The 22,374-nt window shown below is 57.0% G+C and carries 16 protein-coding genes and 2 pseudogenes; 12 read left to right on the forward strand and 6 right to left on the reverse strand.

Annotated elements, in window-relative coordinates:
* The first annotated feature begins 344 nt into the window (after positions 1 to 344).
* The gene (znuD, locus tag OP500_RS00670; RefSeq protein ID WP_238748279.1) at positions 345 to 2,633 is read left to right on the forward strand and encodes a TonB-dependent zinc receptor ZnuD; all 2,289 of its coding nucleotides are present in this window, start codon (positions 345 to 347) and stop codon (positions 2,631 to 2,633) included.
* A gap of 161 nt (positions 2,634 to 2,794) precedes the next feature.
* Here znuD and OP500_RS00675 read toward each other — a convergent pair.
* Positions 2,795 to 3,801 (reverse strand): annotated as a pseudogene (locus OP500_RS00675) (IS5 family transposase).
* A gap of 63 nt (positions 3,802 to 3,864) precedes the next feature.
* On the opposite strand from OP500_RS00675, the pseudogene OP500_RS00680 reads away from it, so the two are divergent.
* Together OP500_RS00680 and OP500_RS00685 are read left to right on the forward strand one after the other, a co-directional pair.
* Positions 3,865 to 4,203, forward strand: a pseudogene (locus OP500_RS00680) (glycine betaine ABC transporter substrate-binding protein); the annotation flags it as partial.
* 80 nt (positions 4,204 to 4,283) lie between these two features.
* Positions 4,284 to 4,940: a hypothetical protein gene (locus OP500_RS00685; protein ID WP_274069890.1), complete on the forward strand. Its 657-nt coding sequence runs from the start codon at positions 4,284 to 4,286 to the stop codon at positions 4,938 to 4,940.
* A gap of 521 nt (positions 4,941 to 5,461) precedes the next feature.
* Here the strand turns inward: OP500_RS00685 and OP500_RS00690 are convergent.
* Together OP500_RS00690 and OP500_RS00695 are read right to left on the reverse strand one after the other, a co-directional pair.
* On the reverse strand, positions 5,462 to 6,337 hold the full coding sequence (locus tag OP500_RS00690; RefSeq protein ID WP_274069891.1) for an HpcH/HpaI aldolase/citrate lyase family protein: 876 nt from the start codon (positions 6,335 to 6,337) through the stop codon (positions 5,462 to 5,464).
* Between the two features lie 258 nt (positions 6,338 to 6,595).
* Complete coding sequence (locus OP500_RS00695; protein ID WP_238748029.1) at positions 6,596 to 7,687, reverse strand: cysteine protease StiP family protein; 1,092 nt, start codon at positions 7,685 to 7,687, stop codon at positions 6,596 to 6,598.
* 216 nt (positions 7,688 to 7,903) lie between these two features.
* Here OP500_RS00695 and OP500_RS00700 point away from each other — a divergent pair, with 216 nt between their 5' ends.
* The 9 genes from OP500_RS00700 (at position 7,904) to OP500_RS00740 (ending at position 20,178) form a co-directional block, all read left to right on the forward strand.
* Positions 7,904 to 9,283: a DEAD/DEAH box helicase gene (locus tag OP500_RS00700; RefSeq protein WP_238748030.1), complete on the forward strand. Its 1,380-nt coding sequence runs from the start codon at positions 7,904 to 7,906 to the stop codon at positions 9,281 to 9,283.
* 227 nt (positions 9,284 to 9,510) lie between these two features.
* Complete coding sequence (locus tag OP500_RS00705) at positions 9,511 to 10,737, forward strand: TonB-dependent receptor domain-containing protein (protein ID WP_274069892.1); 1,227 nt, start codon at positions 9,511 to 9,513, stop codon at positions 10,735 to 10,737.
* A 179-nt stretch (positions 10,738 to 10,916) separates the two neighbouring features.
* On the forward strand, positions 10,917 to 12,866 hold the full coding sequence (locus tag OP500_RS00710; protein ID WP_274069893.1) for a TonB-dependent receptor domain-containing protein: 1,950 nt from the start codon (positions 10,917 to 10,919) through the stop codon (positions 12,864 to 12,866).
* A 91-nt stretch (positions 12,867 to 12,957) separates the two neighbouring features.
* A complete protein-coding gene (gene ubiD / locus OP500_RS00715) occupies positions 12,958 to 14,436 on the forward strand; it encodes a 4-hydroxy-3-polyprenylbenzoate decarboxylase (RefSeq protein ID WP_274070051.1) in 1,479 nt (492 codons plus the stop codon).
* Between the two features lie 165 nt (positions 14,437 to 14,601).
* Positions 14,602 to 15,636: a hypothetical protein gene (locus OP500_RS00720; RefSeq protein ID WP_274069894.1), complete on the forward strand. Its 1,035-nt coding sequence runs from the start codon at positions 14,602 to 14,604 to the stop codon at positions 15,634 to 15,636.
* Between the two features lie 646 nt (positions 15,637 to 16,282).
* On the forward strand, positions 16,283 to 18,373 hold the full coding sequence (locus OP500_RS00725) for an ATP-binding protein (protein WP_274069895.1): 2,091 nt from the start codon (positions 16,283 to 16,285) through the stop codon (positions 18,371 to 18,373).
* Between the two features lie 16 nt (positions 18,374 to 18,389).
* A complete protein-coding gene (locus OP500_RS00730) occupies positions 18,390 to 18,755 on the forward strand; it encodes a response regulator (protein WP_238745570.1) in 366 nt (121 codons plus the stop codon).
* Between the two features lie 72 nt (positions 18,756 to 18,827).
* Positions 18,828 to 19,280, forward strand: a complete 453-nt coding sequence (locus tag OP500_RS00735) for a chemotaxis protein CheX (RefSeq protein WP_274069896.1) — start codon at positions 18,828 to 18,830, stop codon at positions 19,278 to 19,280.
* Positions 19,281 to 19,353: 73 nt separating this feature from the next.
* Positions 19,354 to 20,178 (forward strand): substrate-binding periplasmic protein, encoded by an 825-nt coding sequence (locus OP500_RS00740; protein WP_274069897.1) that lies wholly within the window; start codon positions 19,354 to 19,356, stop codon positions 20,176 to 20,178.
* 187 nt (positions 20,179 to 20,365) lie between these two features.
* Here OP500_RS00740 and OP500_RS00745 read toward each other — a convergent pair whose 3' ends face one another.
* The 3 genes from OP500_RS00745 to ybeY form a co-directional block, all read right to left on the reverse strand.
* Positions 20,366 to 20,899, reverse strand: coding sequence for an RDD family protein (locus tag OP500_RS00745; protein WP_274069898.1), 534 nt, complete (start codon positions 20,897 to 20,899; stop codon positions 20,366 to 20,368).
* A 91-nt stretch (positions 20,900 to 20,990) separates the two neighbouring features.
* Positions 20,991 to 21,833, reverse strand: coding sequence for an HlyC/CorC family transporter (locus tag OP500_RS00750; protein WP_274069899.1), 843 nt, complete (start codon positions 21,831 to 21,833; stop codon positions 20,991 to 20,993).
* On the reverse strand, positions 21,833 to 22,348 hold the full coding sequence (gene ybeY / locus OP500_RS00755; protein ID WP_274069900.1) for an rRNA maturation RNase YbeY: 516 nt from the start codon (positions 22,346 to 22,348) through the stop codon (positions 21,833 to 21,835). The genes OP500_RS00750 and ybeY overlap by 1 nt, the downstream gene beginning before the upstream one ends.
* Between the last annotated feature and the right edge of the window lie 26 nt (positions 22,349 to 22,374).

Here is a 22,374-nt window from a genome sequence, read left to right on the forward strand (position 1 = left end):
AAATACCTCTCTTCACCTTTTCGCTGACAGCAGAAACCCAAACACAGGTTTTCGGCTGTTTCTGCCCCCAATCACTCCTAATTCTACCCAAATACCCCCCCTTAATCCCCCTTGGATACCTGATTATCAGGCATCCAAGGGGGATTAAGGGGGGGTATTTGGGTAGAATCAGTGGATATTTGAAACAAAAACAGCCGAAAATCTTTATTTAGATTTCGGCTGTCGGAGAAAAAGGAATTTTGCAAAGGTCTCGGCCTTTTTTTCTCAAAAATCTTATCATATAAACAATAAAATGCTATATAATAACATAATAACAGTCTTTCGAAATATGATGAGAAACTAAAATGACACAAACCACACTCAAACCCATTGTTTTATCTATTCTTTTAATCAGCACCCCCATCCTCTCCCAAGCGCATGAAACCGAGCAGTCGGTTGACTTGGAAGAGGTTACCGTCGTCGGTAAAAGCCGTCCGCGCGCCACTTCGGGTCTGTTGCACACTTCGACCGCCTCCGACAAAATCATCTCCGGCGATACCTTGCGCCAAAAAGCCGTCAACTTGGGTGATGCTTTAGACGGCGTACCGGGCATTCATGCCTCGCAATACGGCGGCGGCGCATCCGCTCCCGTTATTCGCGGTCAAACAGGCAGACGGATTAAAGTATTGAACCATCACGGCGAAACGGGCGACATGGCGGACTTCTCGCCCGACCATGCCTTGATGGTGGACAGCGCCTTGTCGCAACAAGTCGAAATCCTGCGCGGTCCGGTTACACTCTTGTACAGCTCGGGCAATGTAGCCGGTTTGGTCGATGTTGCCGATGGAAAAATCCCCGAAAAAATGCCTGAAAACGGCGTATCGGGCGAAGCCGGATTACGTTTGAGCAGCGGCAATTTGGAAAAACTGACATCCGCAGGCATCAATATCGGCTTGGGCAACAACTTCGTGCTGCATACTGAAGGCTTGTACCGCAAATCAGGCGATTACGCCGTACCGCGCTATCAAAAAGAAGAAGGCCGTCTGAAACGACTGCCCGACAGCCATGCCGATTCAAAAACAGGCAGCATCGGCCTGTCTTGGGTTGGGGATAAAGGTTTCCTCGGCGTGGCGTACAGCGACCGTCGCGACCGCTACGGCCTGCCTGCCCACAGCCATCTCTACGACGACTGCCACGCCGACATCATCTGGCAGAAAAGTTTGATTAACAAACGCTATTTGCAGCTTTATCCGCACCTCTTGACCGAAGAAGACGTCGATTACGACAATCCGGGTTTGAGCTGCGGTTTCCACGACGATGATAATGCACACACCCATGTCCACAACGGCAGACCGTGGATAGACCTGCGCAACAAACGCTACGAAATCCGCGCCGAATGGAAGCAGCCGCTCCCCGGTTTCGAAGCCCTGCGCGTGCATCTGAACCGCAACGACTACCGCCACGACGAAAAAGCGGGCGATTCAGTGGAAAACTTCTTCAAAAACAAAACGCAAAACGCCCGCATCGAATTGCGCCACCTGCCCATAGGCCGTCTGAAAGGCAGCTGGGGCGTGCAATATTTGGGACAAAAATCCAGCGCGCTTTCCGCCATTCCCGAAACCGTCCAACAACCGATGTTGATTGACAACAATGTGCGCCATTACAGCTTTTTCGGTGTAGAACAGGCAAACTGGGACAACTTCACGCTTGAAGGCGGCGTACGCGTGGAAAAACAAAAAGCCTCTATCCGGTACGACAAAGCATTGATTGATCGGGAAAACTACTACAACCAACCCCTGCCCGACCTCGGTGCGCACCGCCAAACCGCCCGCTCGTTCGCATTTTCGGGCAACTGGTATTTCACGCCACACCACAAACTCAGCCTGACCGCCTCCCATCAGGAACGCCTGCCGTCAACGCAAGAACTGTACGCACACGGCAAACACGTTGCCACCAACACCTTTGAAGTCGGCAACAAACACCTCAACAAAGAGCGTTCCAACAATATCGAACTCGCGCTGGGCTACGAAGGTGACCGCTGGCAATACAATCTGGCACTCTACCGCAACCGTTTCGGCAACTACATTTACGCCCAAACCTTAAACGACGGACGTGGCCCCAAATCCATCGAAGACGACAGCGAAATGAAGCTCGTGCGCTACAACCAATCCGGCGCCGACTTCTACGGCGCGGAAGGCGAAATCTACTTCAAACCGACACCGCGCTACCGCATCGGCGTTTCCGGCGACTATGTACGAGGCCGTCTGAAAAACCTGCCTTCCCTACCCGGCAGGGAAGATGCTTACGGTAACCGTCCTTTCATCGCACAGGACGACCAAAACGCGCCTCGCGTTCCGGCTGCGCGCCTCGGCTTCCACCTGAAAGCCTCGCTGACCGACCGTATCGATGCCAATTTGGACTACTACCGCGTGTTCGCCCAAAACAAACTCGCCCGCTACGAAACACGCACGCCCGGACACCATATGCTCAACCTCGGCGCAAACTACCGCCGCAATACGCGCTATGGCGAGTGGAATTGGTATGTCAAAGCCGACAATCTGCTCAACCAATCCGTTTACGCCCATAGCAGCTTCCTCTCTGATACGCCGCAAATGGGCCGCAGCTTTACCGGCGGCGTGAACGTGAAGTTTTAAAATCGGACAGGCCGAGACCTTTGCAAAATTCCTTTTTCCCCGACAGCCAAAATCTAATTAAAGATTTTCGGCTGTTTTTGTTTCAAATATCCACTGATTCTACTCAAATACCCCCCTTAATCCCCCTTGGATACCTGATTATCAGGCATCCGGACCGCCTTTTAGGCGGTAGCAGGCACACTTAGCCTGTTAGCCGCTTTCAACAGGTTCAAACACATCGCCTTCAGATGGCTTTGCGCACTCACTTTAAGCAGACCGAAATAGGCTGCCCGGGCGTAGCGGAATTTACGGTGCAGCGTACCGAAGCTCTGTTCGACCACATAACGGGTTTTCGACAAATACCGGTTACGTTTGGTTTGCGCTTCCGTCAGCGGACGGTTGCGGTGGGCTTTGCGCATAATGCCGTCCTGTAACCGATGCTCTTTCAGATGTTGCCGGTTTTCCTTACTGTCGTAGCCTTTGTCGGCATAGACGGTCGTACCTTCGGCAATGCCTTCCAGCAAAGGCGACAGGTGGTTGCACTCATGGGTATTGGCGGGAGTGATGTGCAGTTTCCCGATATAGCCTTCCTCATCGGTGCGGGTATGTTGTTTGTAACCGAGTCTGTATAAACCGTTTTTCTTTGTCCAGCGGGCATCGCTGTCTTTGCTCGGTGTGGTTTGGCCGCTGACTTGTCCCTCCTCATCAACTTCTATGGCCTGACGCTGTTTGCTGCCGGCGGTCTGAATAATGGTGGCGTCAATGACGGCGGCGGATGCTTTCTCTATTTTTAGGTTTTTTTCGGTCAGTTGGCGGTTAATCAGTTCCGGCAATTCGGACAGGGTGTTGTCTTGCGCCGCCGGTTGCGGTAGCGGCATAAGGTGCTGTAATCGGGAATGCTCAGTTCGTCGAAACGGCAAAACAGGTTGAAATCGATGCGGGTGATGAGGCTGTGTTCGAGTTCGGGATCGGAGAGGCTGTGCCATTGTCCGAGCAGGACGGCTTTGAACATGGATAGCAGGGGATAGGCGGGACGGCCGCGGTGGTCTCGAAGGTAACGGGTTCTTTGACGGTTCAGGTACTGTTCGATCGGTTGCCAATCAATCACTTGATCCAACTTCAATAGTGGGAAGCGGTCGATGTGTTTGGCGATCATGGCTTGTGCGGTTTGCCGGAAGAAGGTGCTCATGAGAAATCCCCTAAATGTCTTGGTGGGAATTTAGGGGATTTTGGGGGGATTTTACAAAGGTCTCATGCTGTTAGCCTAGAGCCCGCCCTGCGCTATACGGCGCTGCTGAACGACAAAATCGACTTGGTTGAAGCCTTTTCTACCGATGCCGAATTGAAGCAATACCAGCTGCGCCTGCTAAAAGACGATATTGCCCTGTTCCCCGCCTATCAGGGCGCACCGCTGATAAAAGCCGAATTTGCCGAGAAAAATCCGCAAATTGTGACCGCACTTAACCGACTGGCGGGAAAAATCAGCGAAGAAGAAATGAGCGAGATGAACTACCGTGTGAAAGTGCAAGGTGAAAGCGCGGAAAACGTAGCTCGGGATTATTTAGAGAAAAATGGGTTGTTAGGAAAGTAAAATTGGCAGTAAGCCACCTGAAACCCAAAAAGCAGCCTGCACACCAAAACCCTTCATCAACCACCCTTAAAGGATATACCATGAAACAATACCTTCTCCCCATCATTGCCGCCCTGCTGTTGGGCGCGTGCACGACAGTAGACACCTACACGCCAACCCTGTTCCGCCAAGAAAACATACTGGGTTTTTACGGTGAGAAGGCGGGCACGGGCAACAGCACCAAACCGCAGATGTACATCATCACCGACAAAAACGAATACCGCATCACCCTGCCACCTGTTTTCCAAGCGGCGCAGCAGGCGGGCATTTTCAATGATGCCGTCCGCTACCGGCTCATTATGCGGAACATCTCCGGCAAACGTGTCCAACTGGATGCCTATTACCCGTACAGCGAGAGCCGTGAGAAAAACCTGGAAGCATTCGAGACGCAACTGAGAACCCGAAGGATTACTACCGAGCTTGGTCAAAAGTTTTATGTGTCTAAAACGGACGATGGCAAATCCATCCGCGCATGGATCGATGCGGACACCGACTGGCAGCAGGTGAAGCTGGAAAACCGCGAAGCGCTGCTGGCGCAATACCGGCGTGCCGAACCCATCAGATTGTGGATTTATGAAAATGGCCGCACGCAGCGTTCGGTCAAACCGCTGGATGGCAGCTCAATCGGCATGTTGCTGTTAAGCCCGATATTGGTTCCCGCCTTCCTCTTCACCGGTGGACTCAAGCCGTCGCGATAAGCGCCTAACCCGGCCGCAACCGGGTGCAGGCTGCTTTTTGAGCTGATGGGAATATCATTGCTTAAAGGGCATCGGCAACGCTGTACCAGCTTGAATTTAATTACAAAAAACAGCCTTCACCTGAAACAAAGAACCTTTTTCAGGTTGTCCGAACCATAACACAAAGAAAACCCACCATGAGCCTCACCATCACCGGAACGCGCCATACCGCTACCACAACGAAACCCTAGAAGAAGCCTTTGCCAGCCGCAAAACCGCGTACCCTGACACGTCCGATTGGCAGATTGGAGCGTGGGTTTCCACCTACACCGCCATTGCCAAAGGCGAACTCGCCACCGTTTCAGACGACCTGCAGAAATTGTTGGAACGTACACCGAGACCTTTGCAAAATTCCCCAAAATCCCCTAAATGTCTTGGTGGTAATTTAGGGGATTTTGGGGGGGATTTTGCAAAGGTCTCAGCCTGAAAACCGCCAATCCGGTTTTCAGGCTGCTTTTTTGCAGCGCTAACGGCGGTGCGGTCTAGTCGCTGCTGCCAAACACTTCGGCGGCAGCGAGAATATTGCGCGCCCAGTTGCGGTGGGTGGCGGGTTCCTGCATGGCGCCGTTGGCGGCGAAGACGGCCTGTTTGCTTTCCAGAATCTGCCGCGCCAGCGCGATATCGGCGGCGGGCACGCGGTAGTGCGCTTCGATTAGTGCGGTTTGGGCGGGGTGGATGGCGGTTTTGCCGGTTAGGCCGTGCCGTAGGTCTTCGCGCACTTCCTGCGCCAGAAGTTCGGGCTTGTCGAGCCACTCGAATACCGGTGCCGACAGATGAAATCCGTGCGGGCGGAACAGCCCGACCAGGCGGGCGATCAGGCTGCCGATGGGGGTTTGGTACAGGGTGGCGTCGGCCGGGCGGCGCAGGTGCAGGCAGTTCAAAAGGTCGTTGCCGCCGATGCGCAGGCAGAGAATGCGGCTGCGCCATTCGTCCTGCAGCAGCATTTGGCGCAGGTGCAGCATTTGGTGTTCTTCAAAAACTTCGGCGGTTTCCAGTGTCGGCATCAGCAGGTGGCGGCCGGCCAGAGCGGCGGCGTAGCTGGGTAGGGTGTCGGTGGTGGTTTTGGGCAGCACGAAACCGAGCAGGTTTTCCACGCCGTCAACCGCCAGCACCTGCGTCAGCACGGCGGGATTGCGCACGCGTACGAAATGGTTGCGCGTATCGCCGGCGGCAATCTGCGGCAGGGCGTGGCGCAGCGCGGCCAGCGCGGCGGGCAGCTCGTGTTCGGCCACGGCGTCTTCGGTGCAGTAAATCAGGCTGCGGACATCGGCAAGACGGCGGCCGGCGGTGATTTCGCCCAGCTGCGGATGGGTGGCGGGAACGTACAGGCAGGCGCCGAGTCGGTGGGGATGGTGCATGGTACTCCTTTGCGGCGGGGCGGATGTCGTGGCGGGTGGCAGGCAGCCTGAAAGGCGGGACAGGGCGGTTTTGCTTTTCAGGCTGCTTTGGGGGCGATAGGGCAGCCTGAAAATGCGGGCTTAACGGGTGCGTGCCGCAGCGTTGAAACAGGCAAGCAGGCGACCGCTGTTTGGTCTGATAACCGGCAGCCTGAAAACCGCCAATTCGGGCGGCGATATGTTTTCAGGCTGCTTTTAAAGTGGCAGGCAGCCTGAAACTCACAGCTGGCGGATTAGGGAAACGGCGCGGTAGGGCAAATCGGGCTGTTCTTCAACGGGTACGTTTTTTTCCGCCGCCAGCTGCAGCAGGTGGGTGGTGTCGGCGCAGGCGGCATCGCGCACAATCAGCAGGCCGGGGCGGCGGCGCAGCAGCACGCGGGTGGCTTCGCCGATGCCGGGTTTGATCAGGTTTTCGTCGGCAATGCCGTAGCGTGCTTTGGCTTCGGTCAGATAGCGGCGGCTGGTTTGCGCCGCAGCGGCGGTATCGGCGGGGCGGGCGGCGGGCAGGCCGTTTTCCTGCATCGGGTCGCTGTGGGCGGTGAGTTCGCGGATAAAGGACTGCGACAAATCGAAGGGCTCGAACTCGCGGTAATAAACGCAGCCGTGGAAGTCCTTTTCGCCGATGGCTTCGTTGAGCACCGAGCGGCTGACCAGCCCGCTGACGCAGGCGTTGAGTAGCGCCGACGGAATCAGGTAGTCGTCGCAGGCGGCAGCGGTGCCGGCGGTGCCGGCCAAATCGGAGAGTACGTACAGGCTGCTGTCGATGGCGGTGCCGTGGCGGCGGTTAAACTCAGCGACAAAACGGTGCAGCTCGCGGCTGATCACGCCTTTGCCCGTCCAGCCGTCGATAAACACCAGGCTGCGGCTATCGTGCCCCTGCGCGAGAATATGGCGCAGGGCGTTGGCGTCGATGCCGCGGTCGCGGATGATGGACAGCGAATAATGCGGCACGGCGCGGCGGTAGTGGCGGCTGAGTATGTGCTGCAGCATCACGCCGACAGGGGTGCCGGCGCGGGCGAGCGACACCAGCACCGGCACATCGCGGCGCGCGGCAACCAGCGCGGCCAGCTGCAGGCAGTCGGCGGCCATACGCCGGCCGTTGCGCGCCAAGGCAGCCTGAAACAGCGCGAGATACTGCGGCGAAGGCGGCGCTTCGGGGCTGAGCATTTCGCTGTAATGGCGGCGGCCGCTTTGGATCAGTGCTTCTTTGTGCACGGTGTCGGCCACGGTTTCTACACTGATCGGCTTGAGCAGAAACTGCACCTGTTGCGGCAGGTAGCTGCCGTGGAAAGGGGGCGTTTTGTCGGTCATCGTCGGGTGGATTCTGTTAGAATGCGGCCAGCCGCAAACGGGCGGCAGTATAACCAAACACCGCGCTTTTTCAATGCCGCGGGCGCCGTTTTTTCAGGCAGCCTGAAAAAGACGAAACCGGCGCGGCGGCGCCCTTTTCCCCATTCGTTTTCCGCCGCGCCGCAGGCAGCCTGAAAGCCGCCGCCGCGCGCTCTTGTTGCAGAAAGATTCCCCGCCATGAACCCCTTCTCTTCACTCGGCCTGGGCAGCGAAATCGTTGCCGCGCTCAGCGACCAGGGCTATGAAACCCCCACCCCGATTCAGGCTGCTGCCATTCCCAAAGCGCTGGCCGGCCACGACCTTCTGGCCGCCGCGCAAACCGGCACCGGCAAAACCGCCGCCTTTATGCTGCCGAGCTTAGAGCGGCTTAAACGCTACGCCAACGCCAGCACTTCGCCGGCCATGCACCCCGTGCGCATGCTGGTGCTCACGCCCACCCGCGAGCTGGCCGACCAGATCGACGTCAATACCCAGAGCTATATCAAAAACCTGCCGCTGCGCCACACCGTGCTCTTTGGCGGCATCGGCATGGACAAACAAACCGCCGACCTGCGCGCCGGCTGCGAAATCGTCGTCGCTACCGTCGGCCGCCTGCTCGATCACGTCAAACAGAAAAACATCAGTCTCAACAAAGTGGAAATCCTGGTGCTCGACGAAGCCGACCGCATGCTCGACATGGGCTTTATCGACGACATCCGCACCATCATGCAGATGCTGCCGCGCGAGCGCCAAACCCTGCTGTTTTCCGCCACCTTCGCCCCCGCCATCCGCAAGCTGGCGCAGGATTTTATGCACGCGCCGGAAACCGTCGAAGTGGCCGCGCAGAACACCACCAGCGCCAATGTCGAACAGCACGTTTTGGCCGTCGATACCGTGCGCAAACGCGACCTGCTCGAGCGGCTGATTGTCGATTTGAATATGCCGCAGGTGATTGTGTTCTGCAAAACCAAGCAGAGCGTCGATCAGGTCAGCCGCGATCTGGTGCGCCGCGGCCTGTCCGCCCAAGCCCTGCACGGCGACAAATCGCAGCAGACCCGCCTGGAAACCCTTGCCCAGTTCAAAGAAGGCAGCCTGCGCGTGCTGGTGGCCACCGACGTCGCCGCCCGCGGGCTCGACATTGCCGAGCTGCCCTTTGTGATCAACTACGAGCTGCCCGCCCAGCCCGAAGACTACGTCCACCGCATCGGCCGCACCGGCCGCGCCGGCGCCGACGGCGTCGCCATCTCGATGATGGACGAAAACGAGCAGAAAATGTACGAAGCCATCAAAGAGCTGACCGGCAACGAGCTGCCCGTGTCGCGCATCGAAGGCTTCGAGCCGCGCTGGGAACAGGCGCAGCAGGCCGCCGACAGGCAGCCTGAAAACCGCGACAGCCGCGAGCGCCCCGCCACCCGCCCCGGCGATCGCCGCCGCGACGCCGTTCCCGCCAACGCCGGCGCCCAAAACTCCGACCCCGCCGCTTCCTGCGGCCGCATCGCCGGACGCGAACAGCGCCGCCGCCGCGGCCGCGAGCGCCCGGTCTGCGCCCTGCTGCAGCCGAACTACGGCGCGAAATAAGGCTTGGACGGCTTTCAGGTTGCCTGTTCCCCAGATGGGGAAGGCAGCCTGAAATTTTTGCTAACCTCGAATCTCAAAAAAGCCGAATTTCATCTGAACGCCGTCATTCCCGCGCAGACGCACTACTGTCCGGAATAAAATCCCGCCACCCAAACAAAAAGGTTGCAGTCCAACGTTTTTACGGGTAAACCCCAGAGCGTCAACTCAAAAACATCGGAACTGCAACCATGTACAGCATAAGCCGCTTTCAGCAAATCATCAAGCCCGTTATGAACGGACGCTTCGCCCGCCATGTCCGCACACACCAGGCCGACAAACACAGCAAAGGCTTCGGCTGCCAAAACCTGCTGCTCTGCCTGCTCTACGCCCGGCTTGGCCGCTGCGCCAGCCTGCGCACACTCGAGCAATCCTTTACCGGCTACGAATTAAGCAGCAACTGGCAGATCGCCCCCGCCCACCTGCTCACCGGCGGTCTCGAATACCGCCGCGAAATCCGCGAAGCCACCGTGCTGGCGCCGGGCAACGAGTTCAACACCCGCAAAGCAGCCACCGCCGCCGTTTACCTGCAGGACGATTTCACCCTCGGCGACAGTTGGGCGTTTACCGTCGGCGGCCGCTACGACCGCTACAAAAAAGACGCCTACACCGACGCCAACAACCAAGCGCGCGACGCTAAGAGCCACAACAAAGCCACCTTCCGCGTCGGCGCGGTGAAAAAATTCAGCGACGCCTTCAGCCTGCGCACCAACATCGCCCAGGGCTACCGCGTGCCCGACGTGCGCGAACTGTTCGTCCACAAGCAAACCCCCGCCGGCATGCAGCTGGGCGCCGACACCATCGATGCCCGCTTCGGCAAAACCGCCTACGAGCTCAAGCCCGAATCGTCGATGAGCTACGAACTGGGCGCGTCGGGCAAGGCCGGCCGGCTGTCCTACGGCGTCAACCTGTTCCACAACCGGATGAAAGACCGCATCACCCAAGTCAGCCGCCCCTCCGCCAACCCCGCCACCGCCGGTTTGAGCTACTACACCTTTGAAAACGTCAGCAAGGCGCGCAGCCACGGCATAGAAGCGAACCTGAACTACCGCATCACGCCGCAGCTTAGCGCCAGCTTCGACTGGACGGAGCTGCGCACCCGCAACCAAGCCACCGGCCGCGAACTCGATTTCAGCCCGCGCCGCCTGATTGCCGCCGGCCTCAACTGGCAGGCCGAACGCCTGAGCGCGGGCGTGCAGCTCAAACACGTCGGCCGCCAGCAGTATCAGGAAGGGCAGGCGTTTTACCGCACCAAGTCCTACACCCTGACCAACCTCAACGCCGCCTACCTTCTGGGCGCGCAAAAACAAATCCGCCTCTACGGCGGCATCGACAATGTGTTCAACCGCAAAGTCGACAAAAAACTCGGCAGCGACGTCGGCACCTATTTCTACGGCGGTGTGAAATACGCTTTTTAAACGCCGCTCCGCCCGCCGCGTGTTTTTCAGGCTGCCTTGTCCCTGCAGGCAGCCTGAAAACATTGGCACGCTTGTAAAGGCCGCTTTACCAATCCTTGCACTTATGGGCAGAAATCGGCATTATCGCGCCGGCTGCGCGGCAGCTTGCGCCGCCCGAACCCAACGAAGGAAGAAATTTGATGGAAAAACAGCATATTCGTATTTTCAGGCTGGCGCTGCTGCCGCTGGCTTTAACTTTGGCGCTGCCGGCGTTTGCCGATAACAGCGAATTGGAAACGGTAAACGTGCAGGGTAAGAGCAGCGCCCGTGCGCCGGTAACCAGCAAAACCATTGCCCGCTCCACCGCCGTCAGCCTGCGCGATACGCTGCGCGACGAAACCGGCGTCCAGTTCGGCGGCGGGCAGGGCAGCACTTCGCAATGGGTCAGCATCCGCGGCGTAGCCGAAGACCAAATCGATATCGTAGTGGACAACGCCAATGCCGGCGACACACCGGTATTCCACCACCAAAGCCGTATGGCGCTTGATCCGGCGCTGGTAAAAATCATCGGTGTGGACAAAGGCACCGGCTCGGCCAGCGCCGGAATCGGTGCCACTTCCGGCCGCATCCGCGCCACCACGCTCGATGCCGCCGACCTGCTCAAGCCCGGCCGGAACGTCGGCGCGCGCATCAATGGCGGCGTTTATTCGAATACCGGTTTTACCGCCGGCATCACCGGCTATGCGCGCTTTGACGCGCTCGATCTGCTTGCCGGCGTTAATTTCACCCGCCAGGGCGACTATAAAGACGGTAAGGGCAACAAAATCAAAGGCACCGAAGCAGACAGCAAAGGCTATCTGGCGAAAATCGGCTACCACTTCGACGAAGCCAACAGGGTAGTGCTCAGCCACCGCCGCGAAGAAGTGGACGGCGACCGCGCCCTGCGCAATGAGTTTGCCAACCAGCCGCCGATGCGTACCGACTTCACGCAGGACACCACCAATCTCGAATACTTCGGCCGCCTGCCCTTTGTCCGCGAAATTGAAGCCAATATTTTCCGCAGCCGTATCACCGACGACAAACAGCCGCTGAACCCCAACGCCCCCGTACCGCCCGGCGTGCCGCCGATTATGAGCGGCAAAGTGCCGATGTACGGCGCCATCCGCACCACCGGCGCCAACTTCGGCCTGACCAGCGACATCGGCAGCCTGCTCACGCTCAAATACGGTATCAACTGGCGCAGCATCGCTGCGCACAACGCCGCCAGCAGCAGCCAGAAAAAAACCGACAGCGGCGTTTATCTCGAAGGCATCTGGCAGTTCAGCCCCGTTACCCTGACCACCGGCCTGCGCTACGACCGCTTCCGCTACACGCCGGAAAAAGGCGCCGCCCGCTCCGTCGGCCGCTTCAATCCCAGCATCGGCGCGGTATGGGATATCAGCCCCGACTTCTCACTCAACGCGTCCTACAACACCGCCAGCCGCAGTCCGCGCCTGCAGGAAGCTATGCTGGCCTTGGGTAACACCCGCCTGGCCGACGATATCAAAGCCGTCCACGCCCGCACCGCCGAAGCCGGATTCAAATTCCGCCATGCCGGATTTGCCGTTTCAGGCAGCCTGTATCGGCAGACCGTCAAAGACTACATCGCCCCCGTCAATTACGTGCTGACCAACAGCGGCAAATTCACCAACACCGGCTACGAAATCACCGCCGCCTACCGCTGGCAGGGGCTGCACGCCCGCGCCGGCATGTCCTACAGCACCCCGCGCCTGAACGGCAAAATCGCCGACAACGCCGCGCTGGCTTTTCCGATGGGACGCCAGTACCACGCCGGCCTGAGCTACAAATTCGCCCGCCCGCAGCTTGAAATCGGCTGGCGCGGCCGTTTCGCCCAAGCACGCGGCTGGTGCTGCACCACCAACCGCACCCGCCAAACCCTGTCGCCACACCGCGCGGGCTACGGCGTCCACGATCTGTACGCCAGCTGGCAGCCCTTGGCCGACGACAGCCTGAACGTCAATTTTTCGATAAACAACGTCGGCAACAAACAGTATTACAGCCACAGCGAACGCGATGCAGCCATCTCCGGCGGTAATGCCCTGCCTGAAAGCGGCCGCGATGTCCGGTTGGCGGTAAACTACCGTTTCTAACCGGCTTAAGGCAGCCTGAAAGCATCAAAACGGCTTTCAGGCTGCCTTTTAAAGCATGATTGAAAACACTTACACGCATGGGGAAACCACCATGAAATATCGCGACCTGCGCGAATTTATCCAAATGCTTGAAGCGCAAGGCAGCCTGAAAAGGATCGCCCATCCCGTTTCGCCGCATTTGGAAATGACCGAAATCGCCGACCGCGTGCTGCGCGCCGAAGGGCCGGCGTTGTTGTTTGAACATGCCGTCAAGCCCGACGGCAGCCGCTATGATTTTCCCGTGCTCGCCAACCTGTTCGGCACGCCCGAGCGCGTGGCGATGGGCATGGGCGCGGACAGCGTCGCCAAGCTGCGCGAAATCGGGCAGACGCTGGCGTATTTGAAAGAACCCGAACCGCCCAAAGGCATTAAAGACGCGTTCTCCAAACTGCCGCTGCTCAAAGACATTTGGAGTATGGCGCCCAAAGTCGTCAAAAACGCGCCCTGCCAAGAAATCGTGTGGGAAGGCGACGAAGTGGATTTGACCCGCCTGCCGATTCAGCATTGCTGGCCGGAAGACGTTGCGCCGCTGGTAACATGGGGCTTGACCGTCACGCGGGGCCCGCACAAAAAACGTCAGAACTTAGGCATTTACCGTCAACAGTTAATCGGCAAAAACAAGCTGATTATGCGCTGGCTGTCGCATCGCGGCGGCGCGCTGGATTATCAGGAATTCCGCAAACTCAATCCCGATACGCCGTATCCCGTCGCCGTCGTGCTCGGCTGCGACCCCGCCACCATTTTGGGTGCGGTAACGCCCGTTCCCGATACCTTGAGCGAATACCAGTTTGCCGGACTGCTGCGCGGTTCGCGGACGGAGCTGGTGAAATGTATCGGCAACGATTTGCAAGTGCCCGCCCGTGCCGAAATTGTGTTGGAAGGCGTCATCCATCCGAACGAAACCGCGTTGGAAGGCCCATACGGCGACCACACGGGCTATTACAACGAGCAGGACCATTTCCCCGTGTTCACGGTCGAGCGCATCACCATGCGTGAAAACCCGATTTACCACTCCACCTACACGGGCAAACCGCCCGATGAACCCGCCGTTTTGGGCGTGGCGTTGAACGAAGTGTTCGTACCGCTTTTGCAAAAGCAGTTCCCCGAAATCACCGATTTCTACCTGCCGCCCGAAGGCTGCTCCTACCGCATGGCGGTGGTCAGCATGAAAAAACAGTACGCCGGACACGCCAAGCGCGTGATGATGGGCTGCTGGTCGTTCCTGCGCCAGTTTATGTACACCAAATTCATCATCGTGGTTGATGACGATGTGAACGTGCGCGACTGGAAAGAAGTCATCTGGGCAGTAACCACGCGCATGGACCCCGTGCGCGACACCGTGTTGGTAGAAAACACGCCCATCGACTATCTCGACTTCGCCAGCCCCGTCAGCGGACTCGGCGGCAAAATGGGTTTGGACGCAACCAACAAATGGCCGGGCGAAACCGACCGCGAATGGGGACGGGTGATTGAGCGCGATGCCGATGTGGCGGCGAAGGTGGATGCGATGTGGGGGGAGTTGGGGTTGTGATGATGTAAGGCAGCCTGAAAGTCGGATTTGCGCTTTCAGGCTGCCTTAATCGTCAAATGAGCACATTGAGTTGAAACCCGGCAACTGCGCAATGTAAAAAATATCGGGTTTGCCACCCCATCCACCTGCTGAAACCCCAAAGCAGCCTGAAAAAAGGAAACTCCCATGCCCAGCAAAACCATCGTCCCCATCGCTCTGCTATTCGCCGCCGCGCTCTCCCAAGCCGAGCCGCTTTATTTCTACCCGCAAAAAGACAAAATCGGCGTGAAAACCGCATCAGGGCGCATAGTGATTGCGCCGGTAAAAGTCATCGCCCACCACTACACCGAAGACAAACGCCCCATCCGCGGACACACCATAGAAATCTGTTTTTCCGAACATTTCAACGAAAACCGCGACGATGCCATCGCTGCCGATGTGGGCGATGTATTCAGCCGCACGGGGCAATATTTATATTCGCCCATCGAGTATGACAACGGCTGCGACTACTGGCAGGAAGGCATGCGCCGCTATGTGGAAAAAGGGCGCGTCGGCTTTGTGCGCCGCGACGGCAGCCGCGCCACCCCCGCGCAGTGGGATTTCGCCACCCCGTTTGAACACGGCTATGCCACCGTCTATCGCGACGGCTGGAAAAAAGAATGGACGGACGACGAACATTGGACGCTCGCCCCCGCCGCGCCCGATGCCGTGAGCGAAGTCATCAACCAAAAAGGCGAAGTTACCGCAGGCAGCAGCCTGAAAACAGCGGCGGACGACATCAAACGAGACGGGCTGTATTACCCCAACCCCTACCGCTACACCCCGCACGAGCAGCGCATCGCCGACTATTTCAACCGCCTGACCGTGCTGCAACGGCTCGCGCTCTGCAACAAGATTTCGCCCGCCGATGCGGACGAGCTGAACGTGCGTTACCACATCGTCGAACGCCCCAACGCCGCCCAGCCGTATTACCGCTTGCAGAGTTTTTATACCAATGGCGAGCACGCAGGCGAGCGCGCAGCGGATACCGAGTTTCTGGTGAGCGCGGACGGCAAGCGGCGGTTTGTCGCGCCCAATTCGGTGTTTGCCGATGAATACGACGCACCCATCCCGCTTGCCCGCTGGATACGCGAACAGCTGCTGCAAGCGCGGGATTATCTGCGCAAAAATCCCAAAGCCCCGAACCGCTTTGATGTGAACAAAGAATTGCGCCGATGGTGATAGGGCGTATTAACAATCAACATTTTGGCGGCTTTTTCGCCATAAAACGGCATCTGCCGCGTTAAAAATACTCGCCTATGGGCGGCATAGGCTCGCATTTTTGCCTTACATCTGCCATTTTCTGACGAAAAATCCGCTGCAAAAGTTAAATGTCAACACGCCCTAGGCAGCCTGAAAGCGGAAAATTCTGTTTTCAGGCTGCAATTGGGCATATTTATTATCCCGTCGATGCCGATTCGCCGCAGTACATGGTGCCCGTATCCGCACAAACTGCCCGACTCACGGGGAAAATCACATTAAAATCCGATAGAAAAAAACAGTCTGGCATATCAGGGTGTGCTTGGCAAAAATATGCACGAATTTTGCTTGTAAATATTTATCCATTTAAATTCTGAGATGTTTCAGCAGGCAGCTATTGCGCAACTTGTTTTGCGCAAGATTTTTTGTAATAATTTACAAAATTTTAAGAAAGTAAACAGACGTCATATTTACACTATGCTATGCCGTCATTCGTATTACCCATCCGCAAAATAAATCCGCCCGCAATGCGTTAAGCTTGCTTGCGTAATTTTTGGATGGGCATCGATTTGTTTGCTTGCCATTTTGCCGGTCTGAAAACACGTTTCTATCGAACGAAAGGAAATCCATGAGTGAGAATGCCGCGCCCAAAACCGATTACACCGGTTTAAAACGGTACCAGGGGATGATTATCTCCATTGGTATCTTCGTTGTATTGCTGGCGGGGTTGTTGATTTATGCCAGCAACATTTCCAGCGAGATTGAAGAAGACTCCATTCAAAGTTACGTTGCCGCCGAAATGGGTAACGCGTATGGCGAACTGCTGGAAAACATCCAACTGCTCAAGCTCAATACCCATCAAGACCCGAAAAGCCCCCTAGTGCAAGGCGCATTAAAACGCGCCAAAGAATCGCAGGACGTTTTTTCGCGTTCGCTGCAAGCTACGGCTGCAGGCGGCAATTATGTTTCCATTGACGGCAAGCAGTATCTGGTAGATGCCTCTGATAAAGGTGAGAAAAAAGCCTTGCTGGCAGAGATGACGAAAAAATGGAAAGATTCCAAACTCATCGTAGATGCATATCTCAAAAAAGCCGAAGACCCCACTGCCGATGCTTCGCTGGTTGATACTGCGTTATTGAATTTGCAAAACAACAACGCCCGCTTTGCCGAAATCACTAATTTCTTGCTGGCAGACAAACGCGCCAAATTGGAACAACGTGCCACCCAATTAAAAAACGTAGAGATTTTTGGTATTGTGGGTGCGGTGTTGTACCTTGCTCTGTTCTTGAGCTACTTCATCCGTAAATTGCTCACCGCCGACAAATTGGCGGATGAAGCGAAAAAAGAAACCACCGAGATTATGGATACGGTAACCACCGGTCTGTTTCTGGTGGACAAAAACCTGACCATCGGTTCGCAATACTCCAAGCAGCTTGAAACGCTTATCGGCCAGAAAGGCGTGGGCGGTAAAAACTTGCTCGATGTGTTGGCCAGCTTCATCAATACTTCCGACCTGAATACCGCCAACGACTTTATCGGCCAGCTCTATAATGCGCGTACCAAAGAGCGCCTGATCGCCTCGCTCAATCCCCTGATCCGCCAAAAAGTGAATATCGACGAGAAAGAGCGCTTTTTGGACTTCAATTTCCGCCGCGTTTATCACGGTAAGGACATTGCCCGCGTGTTGGTAAACGTGGAAGACGTAACCGATGCCGTGCTTTTGGAACAGAAAATGGAGCAGGAGCGCGAGCAAAACGACGTGCAGCTGGAAATGCTCAGCACCATTTTGCAGGCCGACCGCGATTCTCTGAACGACTTTATCAGCAATACCAACCGCCACATCCAAAGCATCAATACCGTGCTCAAATCACAAGGCGAAGACAATGCCTCGCTGCATGGTAAGGTGGACGCCATTTACCGCGAAGTGCACAGCATGAAAGGCGAATCGTCCGCGCTGAAATTAAGCGGCTTTACCAATATGGCGGAAAACTTCGAGGCCAACCTGAACCGTCTGAAGCAGACACCCAAGCTGTCGGGTGAAAACTTCCTCGGCTTGGCGGTGCAGTTGGAAGAATTGATCCGCCTGAACCACACCATTGAAGATTTGCTGGCGAAAATCGGCAGCAATGCGCCTATCGTCTTAAATGGCAACGAAGCGGCTCCGGCTCCGCGCAGCAATAACAGCCGTTACGCTATGTTTGTTGCCGACATCGCCAAGCGCAACCACAAAGAAGCCGCCTTTACCTACAGCGGCTTGGAAAGCACCGGCAGCGATACGGTGGACGGCGTAATCGGCGAAATCGCCATCCAACTGCTGCGCAATGCGGTGGTGCACGGTATCGAAACGCCGGACGTTCGCAACAAGCGCGGCAAACTGCCCGTCGGCCACGTCCACATGAGCCTGCAGGAGCAGGGTGACAAATTCCTGCTGACTGTTGAAGACGACGGCAACGGCATCGATTACGATGCCATCGCGCAAAAAGCGGTGAATCTGGGCAAATACACTTTGGACGAAGTCGCCAAATTGGACAAACGGAAGCTGGTTTCCCTGTTGTTCAGCCCCGGTTTCTCCACTACCGACAAGAGCACCGAAGATGCCGGCAGGGGCGTCGGCCTGGACATTATCAAAGACCGCGTGGTTTCACTAAAAGGAACGGTAAACGTCACCAGCCGCCCACAGGGTTATACCCGCTTCAGCTTTACCCTGCCAAAGAATTGAGAGAAGGATTTAAACCATGGCAAAACGCATTATGATTGTTGATGACTCCAACGTTATCCGCAATCGCATTTCACGCGGCTCAAGCACGATGGATTTCGAAGTGGTAGCATCGGCATCCAACGGCGAAGAGGCCGTCGCGCTGTATCGCCAGCACCGCCCCGATGTGGTTACGATGGACTTGACCATGCCGAAAATGGACGGCTTGGAATGCATCTACCAGATTACCAGCATGGATGAAGACGCCAATATCCTGGTGATATCCGCCCTGTCGGACAAGGCGACCGGCATCAAAGCCCTGCAGCTTGGCGCGCGCGGTTTTCTTTACAAACCGTTTTCCGACGAAGATTTGTTCCATGCGCTAGAAGAAATGCTGGAAGAGTAATTTCAGGCTGCCTGCACGCGGTGCTTGTGCAGGCAGCCTGAAACATCCCGATTCGAAAAGTAAGGTTAGAAAATGAAAGAAGAAAAGTTACAGGTATTTATCGACGGCGTGCAAAAATACTTCGCCCAAATGATTATCGGCGAAGAATTGGTGGTCGGCACCCCTTATCTGATTGAAAACAAAATTCCTTCGGCTAAAGACTTTACCGGCGTGATTGCCATTTCCGGCAAAAACCAAGGCGTGGTCTATTTCACGGCGCCGCGGGAATTGCTCGAACGCCTGCTGGTGCTGATCGGCGAAAAAGACACCAGTGAAGCCCTGATGGTCGATCTGGTGGGCGAAGTGGCCAACACCATCGCCGGTAATGCCCGCAGCGAATTTGGCGAAGAGTTTGAGATTTCCGTGCCCATCGTCCTGCGCGGCGCGCCCGATGAAATCCTGCTGCCGCGCAAAGACCGTTCATTCGTTATCCCGATTACCTGGCGCAACCGCAGCGCCGCCATCGTCATCAGCCTGCGCAAATAGTTTCAGGCTGCCCTAACCGTTTTTTTAATTACACAGTAGAGAGAGAACCATAATGATTTCATTACGGCGTTTTATGTCCTTGGTGGTAATGTTTTCTTTGGCGGCCTGCGGCGGCTCCGGCAGCGGTGGCAGCAGCAAAGCGCAAAGCGCATCTGAAGCTGGAAATTTTGTGCAGGATACCCGCCCAGTGCAAAACGTATTTTTCGAGGCCGGCGGCTTTGCGCCCTTTGTGATGGCGGATGCCGACAACCGCCCATCCGGCTTCGGTATCGATATTGTTACCGCCATCGGTGACAAACAAGGCTTTCAAGTAAACTTCGTTCCCCACCCGTTTGTGGGTATGCTGGAAGATTTAGGTAATGGTGCAGACATCGCGGTTGCCGCAATTTCAATTACCGACGAGCGTAAAACTATCGTTGATTTTACCAACTCACACTTTGAAACATCACAGGGTCTGATTGTGCCTGAAAACAGCCCGATTACTTCATTGAACGACGTAAAAGGCAGAAAGATTGCTACAGTAGTCGGCACAGTGGGGGAGTCTACCTTGGCTAAACTGCAGGCCGGCAACGGTACTGTGGTTCAAAGCCCGTCTGTGTGGGAGGCAGTCCGCCAAGTGATGCTTAAAGAAGCTGATGGTGCATTCGCCGACTTGGGTCCTTTGTACTATTACTCCAATAACTACAAAGAACAAAAGCTGCGTGTAGTAAGCGACAACACCTTGCCTAAAGAACATTATGCTTTGGCAGTGAAAAAAGGTAATACCGAACTGCTCAACAAGCTCAACCGCGGTTTGGAGCAAATCAAGGCCGACGGCACCTACGATAAGATCTATCAGAAATGGTTCTCGACCGAAGCCCAAAGCGCTTCGGCACCGACACCGACATCGAACAGATAACCGGCCGCCAAAGTTTTCAGGCTGCTTCAAGAAATTGAAGCAGCCTGAAATTTATCCGTCCGGCCAAACGCTGCGGTGGCAGAGTGCCCGCTGCCCCGCTGCCCCGCTGCCGTATGGGGTTGATAACGAACGTGCCGTTTTTCAGGCTGCCTGTAAAGGCAAAGCAGCCTGAAAACCATCTGCAGTTTTATTTACCCGCTTCCTGCCGCGCTCCGTCGCGCAAATCGGTCAGTTCCGTTCCTGCCCAATAGTCGTAGAGAAACTGGCGGCGGCGGTTTAACAGGGCAAAGCCCCACGGCAGTATCCACCAGCACAACGCGGCGGCGGCGGCAGGTTTGGGCGGGATGCCGGCGCGGCGCAGGGCGGCGTAGGCGGCCAGCGGCAGCGCCACCAGCAGCGCGGCGGCGGCGGCGAAGCGGCGGCGATAATGGCCCGGCGTCGGCCGGCCGCCGGCGGTGTCGGCCAGGCCGATGCGCCACACCCGCATCGGCAGGGTCTGGCCTTCGCGCAGCCAGTTGAGTTTGAAGTAGTACCACCAGCCGGCCAGCAGCAGCAGGCCGGTCAGCGGTACGGTTAAGGCGGTGGCGGCGGGGAGCAGGCGCACAATCAGGGTGTTGGCGATGCCCGCAGCCAAGCCGGCAACGGCGCTGACGGCGCCGACCAGCAGGGCTTCGTAAAGCAGCGCAGCAAAGCGGCGCATCAGAGGGGCGGGGCGGTTCATGATACTGGGGTGGGAAAGGTTGGACAAAACCGCCTGCAGGCAGCCTGAAAAGGAGAAAACCGGTTTTCAGGCTGCCTGCAGGCTTTTTGCTTTAAGCGGCATCGTCTTTGACGCGGGTGGCCATCAGGGTGTGCAGCCGGCGTTTGTCGGCGCGGGCGACGGTAAACAGCAGGCTGCCGATTTGCGCTTTTTCGCCGCGGCCGGGCAGGTGGCCGAGTTCTTCGATCAGCAGACCGCCGATGGTGTCGGCTTCTTCGCTGCTCAAATCGGTGCCGAAAAAGGCGTTGATGTCGGCAATTTCGGTGGCGGCTTTGATGCGCCAGCGTTCGGCGGAAACGGGAAAAATATTGTCGGCGCTTTCGTCTTCGTCGAACTCGTCTTCGATTTTGCCGACGATTTGTTCGATCAGGTCTTCAAAGGTCAAAAGACCGCTGATGCCGCCGTATTCGTCCACCACGATCACCATATGGTTGCGCTGCTGCTGCAGCTCGGTGAGCAGGGCGTGCAGGCTTTTGCTCTCAGGTACGAACACGGCGGGGCGCAGGATGTTTTCCAGCCGGAAATGCTCGGGATTCAAAGTGTATTTGAGCAGGTCTTTGGCATGCAGGATGCCGAGCACGTGGTCTTTGTCATCGGCGATGACCGGAAAGCGCGAATGGGCGGTTTCAACGGCATAACCGATGATGCGCTCGATGCTGTCGGTGGTTTTGATGACGTCCATGCGCGCGCGGCTGACCATCGCGTCGCGCACGCTCATGCTGCTGAAGCGCAGCACGTTTTCCAGTTGCTGCAGGGTGTCGGCGCCGATGGTTTGCTCGCGGCGCGCCTGCTGCAGCATCTGCAGAATGTCTTCGGCGCGGGCTTCGCGGCGGTGGTGGCCGAAACGGCGGCGCAGGCGCTCGAACAGGCTTTCCGGTTTGCCGGCGGTATCCATCAGTCGCGCTCCTGTGCGTAAGGGTCGGGATAGCCCATTTGGGCGAGCAGACGGGTTTCCAGCGCTTCCATGTCTTCGGCTTCGGCGTCGTCGATATGGTCGTAACCCATCAGATGCAGGGTGCCGTGTACCGCCAGATGGGCGCAATGCTGGGTCAGGGTTTTGCCCTGCTCGGCGGCTTCGCGGGCGACGACTTGCGGGCAGATCAGTAAATCGCCGCGCAAGATGCCGTCGTCTTCCGGCGGCAGGATTTCACCTTCGTTCAGCGCAAAGCTGAGAACATTAGTGGCGTAGTCTTTGCCGCGGTAGTCGCGGTTATAGGCGCGGGCTTCGGCTTCGTCCAAGAGCAGCAGGCCGATTTCGGCGCGGGCGCCGTCGTGCTTGAGCGCCTGCCAGATCCAGCGGCGCCACTGCTGCGCGGCAGGCAGGCCGGGAAAGCCCGAGCGGTCTTCGCTGTGCAGCCGGAAACGCTGCTGCCAGATGCGGTAAAAGGGATATTGTTTGGCTTTTTTCATGGTTGGTTTGGGGCGCGGGGAACCGG

The organism is Kingella sp. SNUBH-2017 (genome assembly GCF_028680565.1).
In the GTDB taxonomy this organism is placed as follows: Bacteria; Pseudomonadota; Gammaproteobacteria; order Burkholderiales; family Neisseriaceae; genus Kingella_D; species Kingella_D pumchi.

Bases quoted from the DNA above. Each gene is read 5' to 3' on its own strand.
- znuD (WP_238748279.1), top strand. From the start codon at position 345: ATGACACAAACCACACTCAAACCCATTGTTTTATCTATTCTTTTAATC.
- OP500_RS00685 (WP_274069890.1), top strand. From the start codon at position 4,284: ATGAAACAATACCTTCTCCCCATCATTGCCGCCCTGCTGTTGGGCGCG.
- OP500_RS00690 (WP_274069891.1), bottom strand. From the start codon at position 6,337: ATGCACCATCCCCACCGACTCGGCGCCTGCCTGTACGTTCCCGCCACC.
- OP500_RS00695 (WP_238748029.1), bottom strand. From the start codon at position 7,687: ATGACCGACAAAACGCCCCCTTTCCACGGCAGCTACCTGCCGCAACAG.
- OP500_RS00700 (WP_238748030.1), top strand. From the start codon at position 7,904: ATGAACCCCTTCTCTTCACTCGGCCTGGGCAGCGAAATCGTTGCCGCG.
- OP500_RS00705 (WP_274069892.1), top strand. From the start codon at position 9,511: ATGTACAGCATAAGCCGCTTTCAGCAAATCATCAAGCCCGTTATGAAC.
- OP500_RS00710 (WP_274069893.1), top strand. From the start codon at position 10,917: ATGGAAAAACAGCATATTCGTATTTTCAGGCTGGCGCTGCTGCCGCTG.
- ubiD (WP_274070051.1), top strand. From the start codon at position 12,958: ATGAAATATCGCGACCTGCGCGAATTTATCCAAATGCTTGAAGCGCAA.
- OP500_RS00720 (WP_274069894.1), top strand. From the start codon at position 14,602: ATGCCCAGCAAAACCATCGTCCCCATCGCTCTGCTATTCGCCGCCGCG.
- OP500_RS00725 (WP_274069895.1), top strand. From the start codon at position 16,283: ATGAGTGAGAATGCCGCGCCCAAAACCGATTACACCGGTTTAAAACGG.
- OP500_RS00730 (WP_238745570.1), top strand. From the start codon at position 18,390: ATGGCAAAACGCATTATGATTGTTGATGACTCCAACGTTATCCGCAAT.
- OP500_RS00735 (WP_274069896.1), top strand. From the start codon at position 18,828: ATGAAAGAAGAAAAGTTACAGGTATTTATCGACGGCGTGCAAAAATAC.
- OP500_RS00740 (WP_274069897.1), top strand. From the start codon at position 19,354: ATGTCCTTGGTGGTAATGTTTTCTTTGGCGGCCTGCGGCGGCTCCGGC.
- OP500_RS00745 (WP_274069898.1), bottom strand. From the start codon at position 20,899: ATGAACCGCCCCGCCCCTCTGATGCGCCGCTTTGCTGCGCTGCTTTAC.
- OP500_RS00750 (WP_274069899.1), bottom strand. From the start codon at position 21,833: ATGGATACCGCCGGCAAACCGGAAAGCCTGTTCGAGCGCCTGCGCCGC.
- ybeY (WP_274069900.1), bottom strand. From the start codon at position 22,348: ATGAAAAAAGCCAAACAATATCCCTTTTACCGCATCTGGCAGCAGCGT.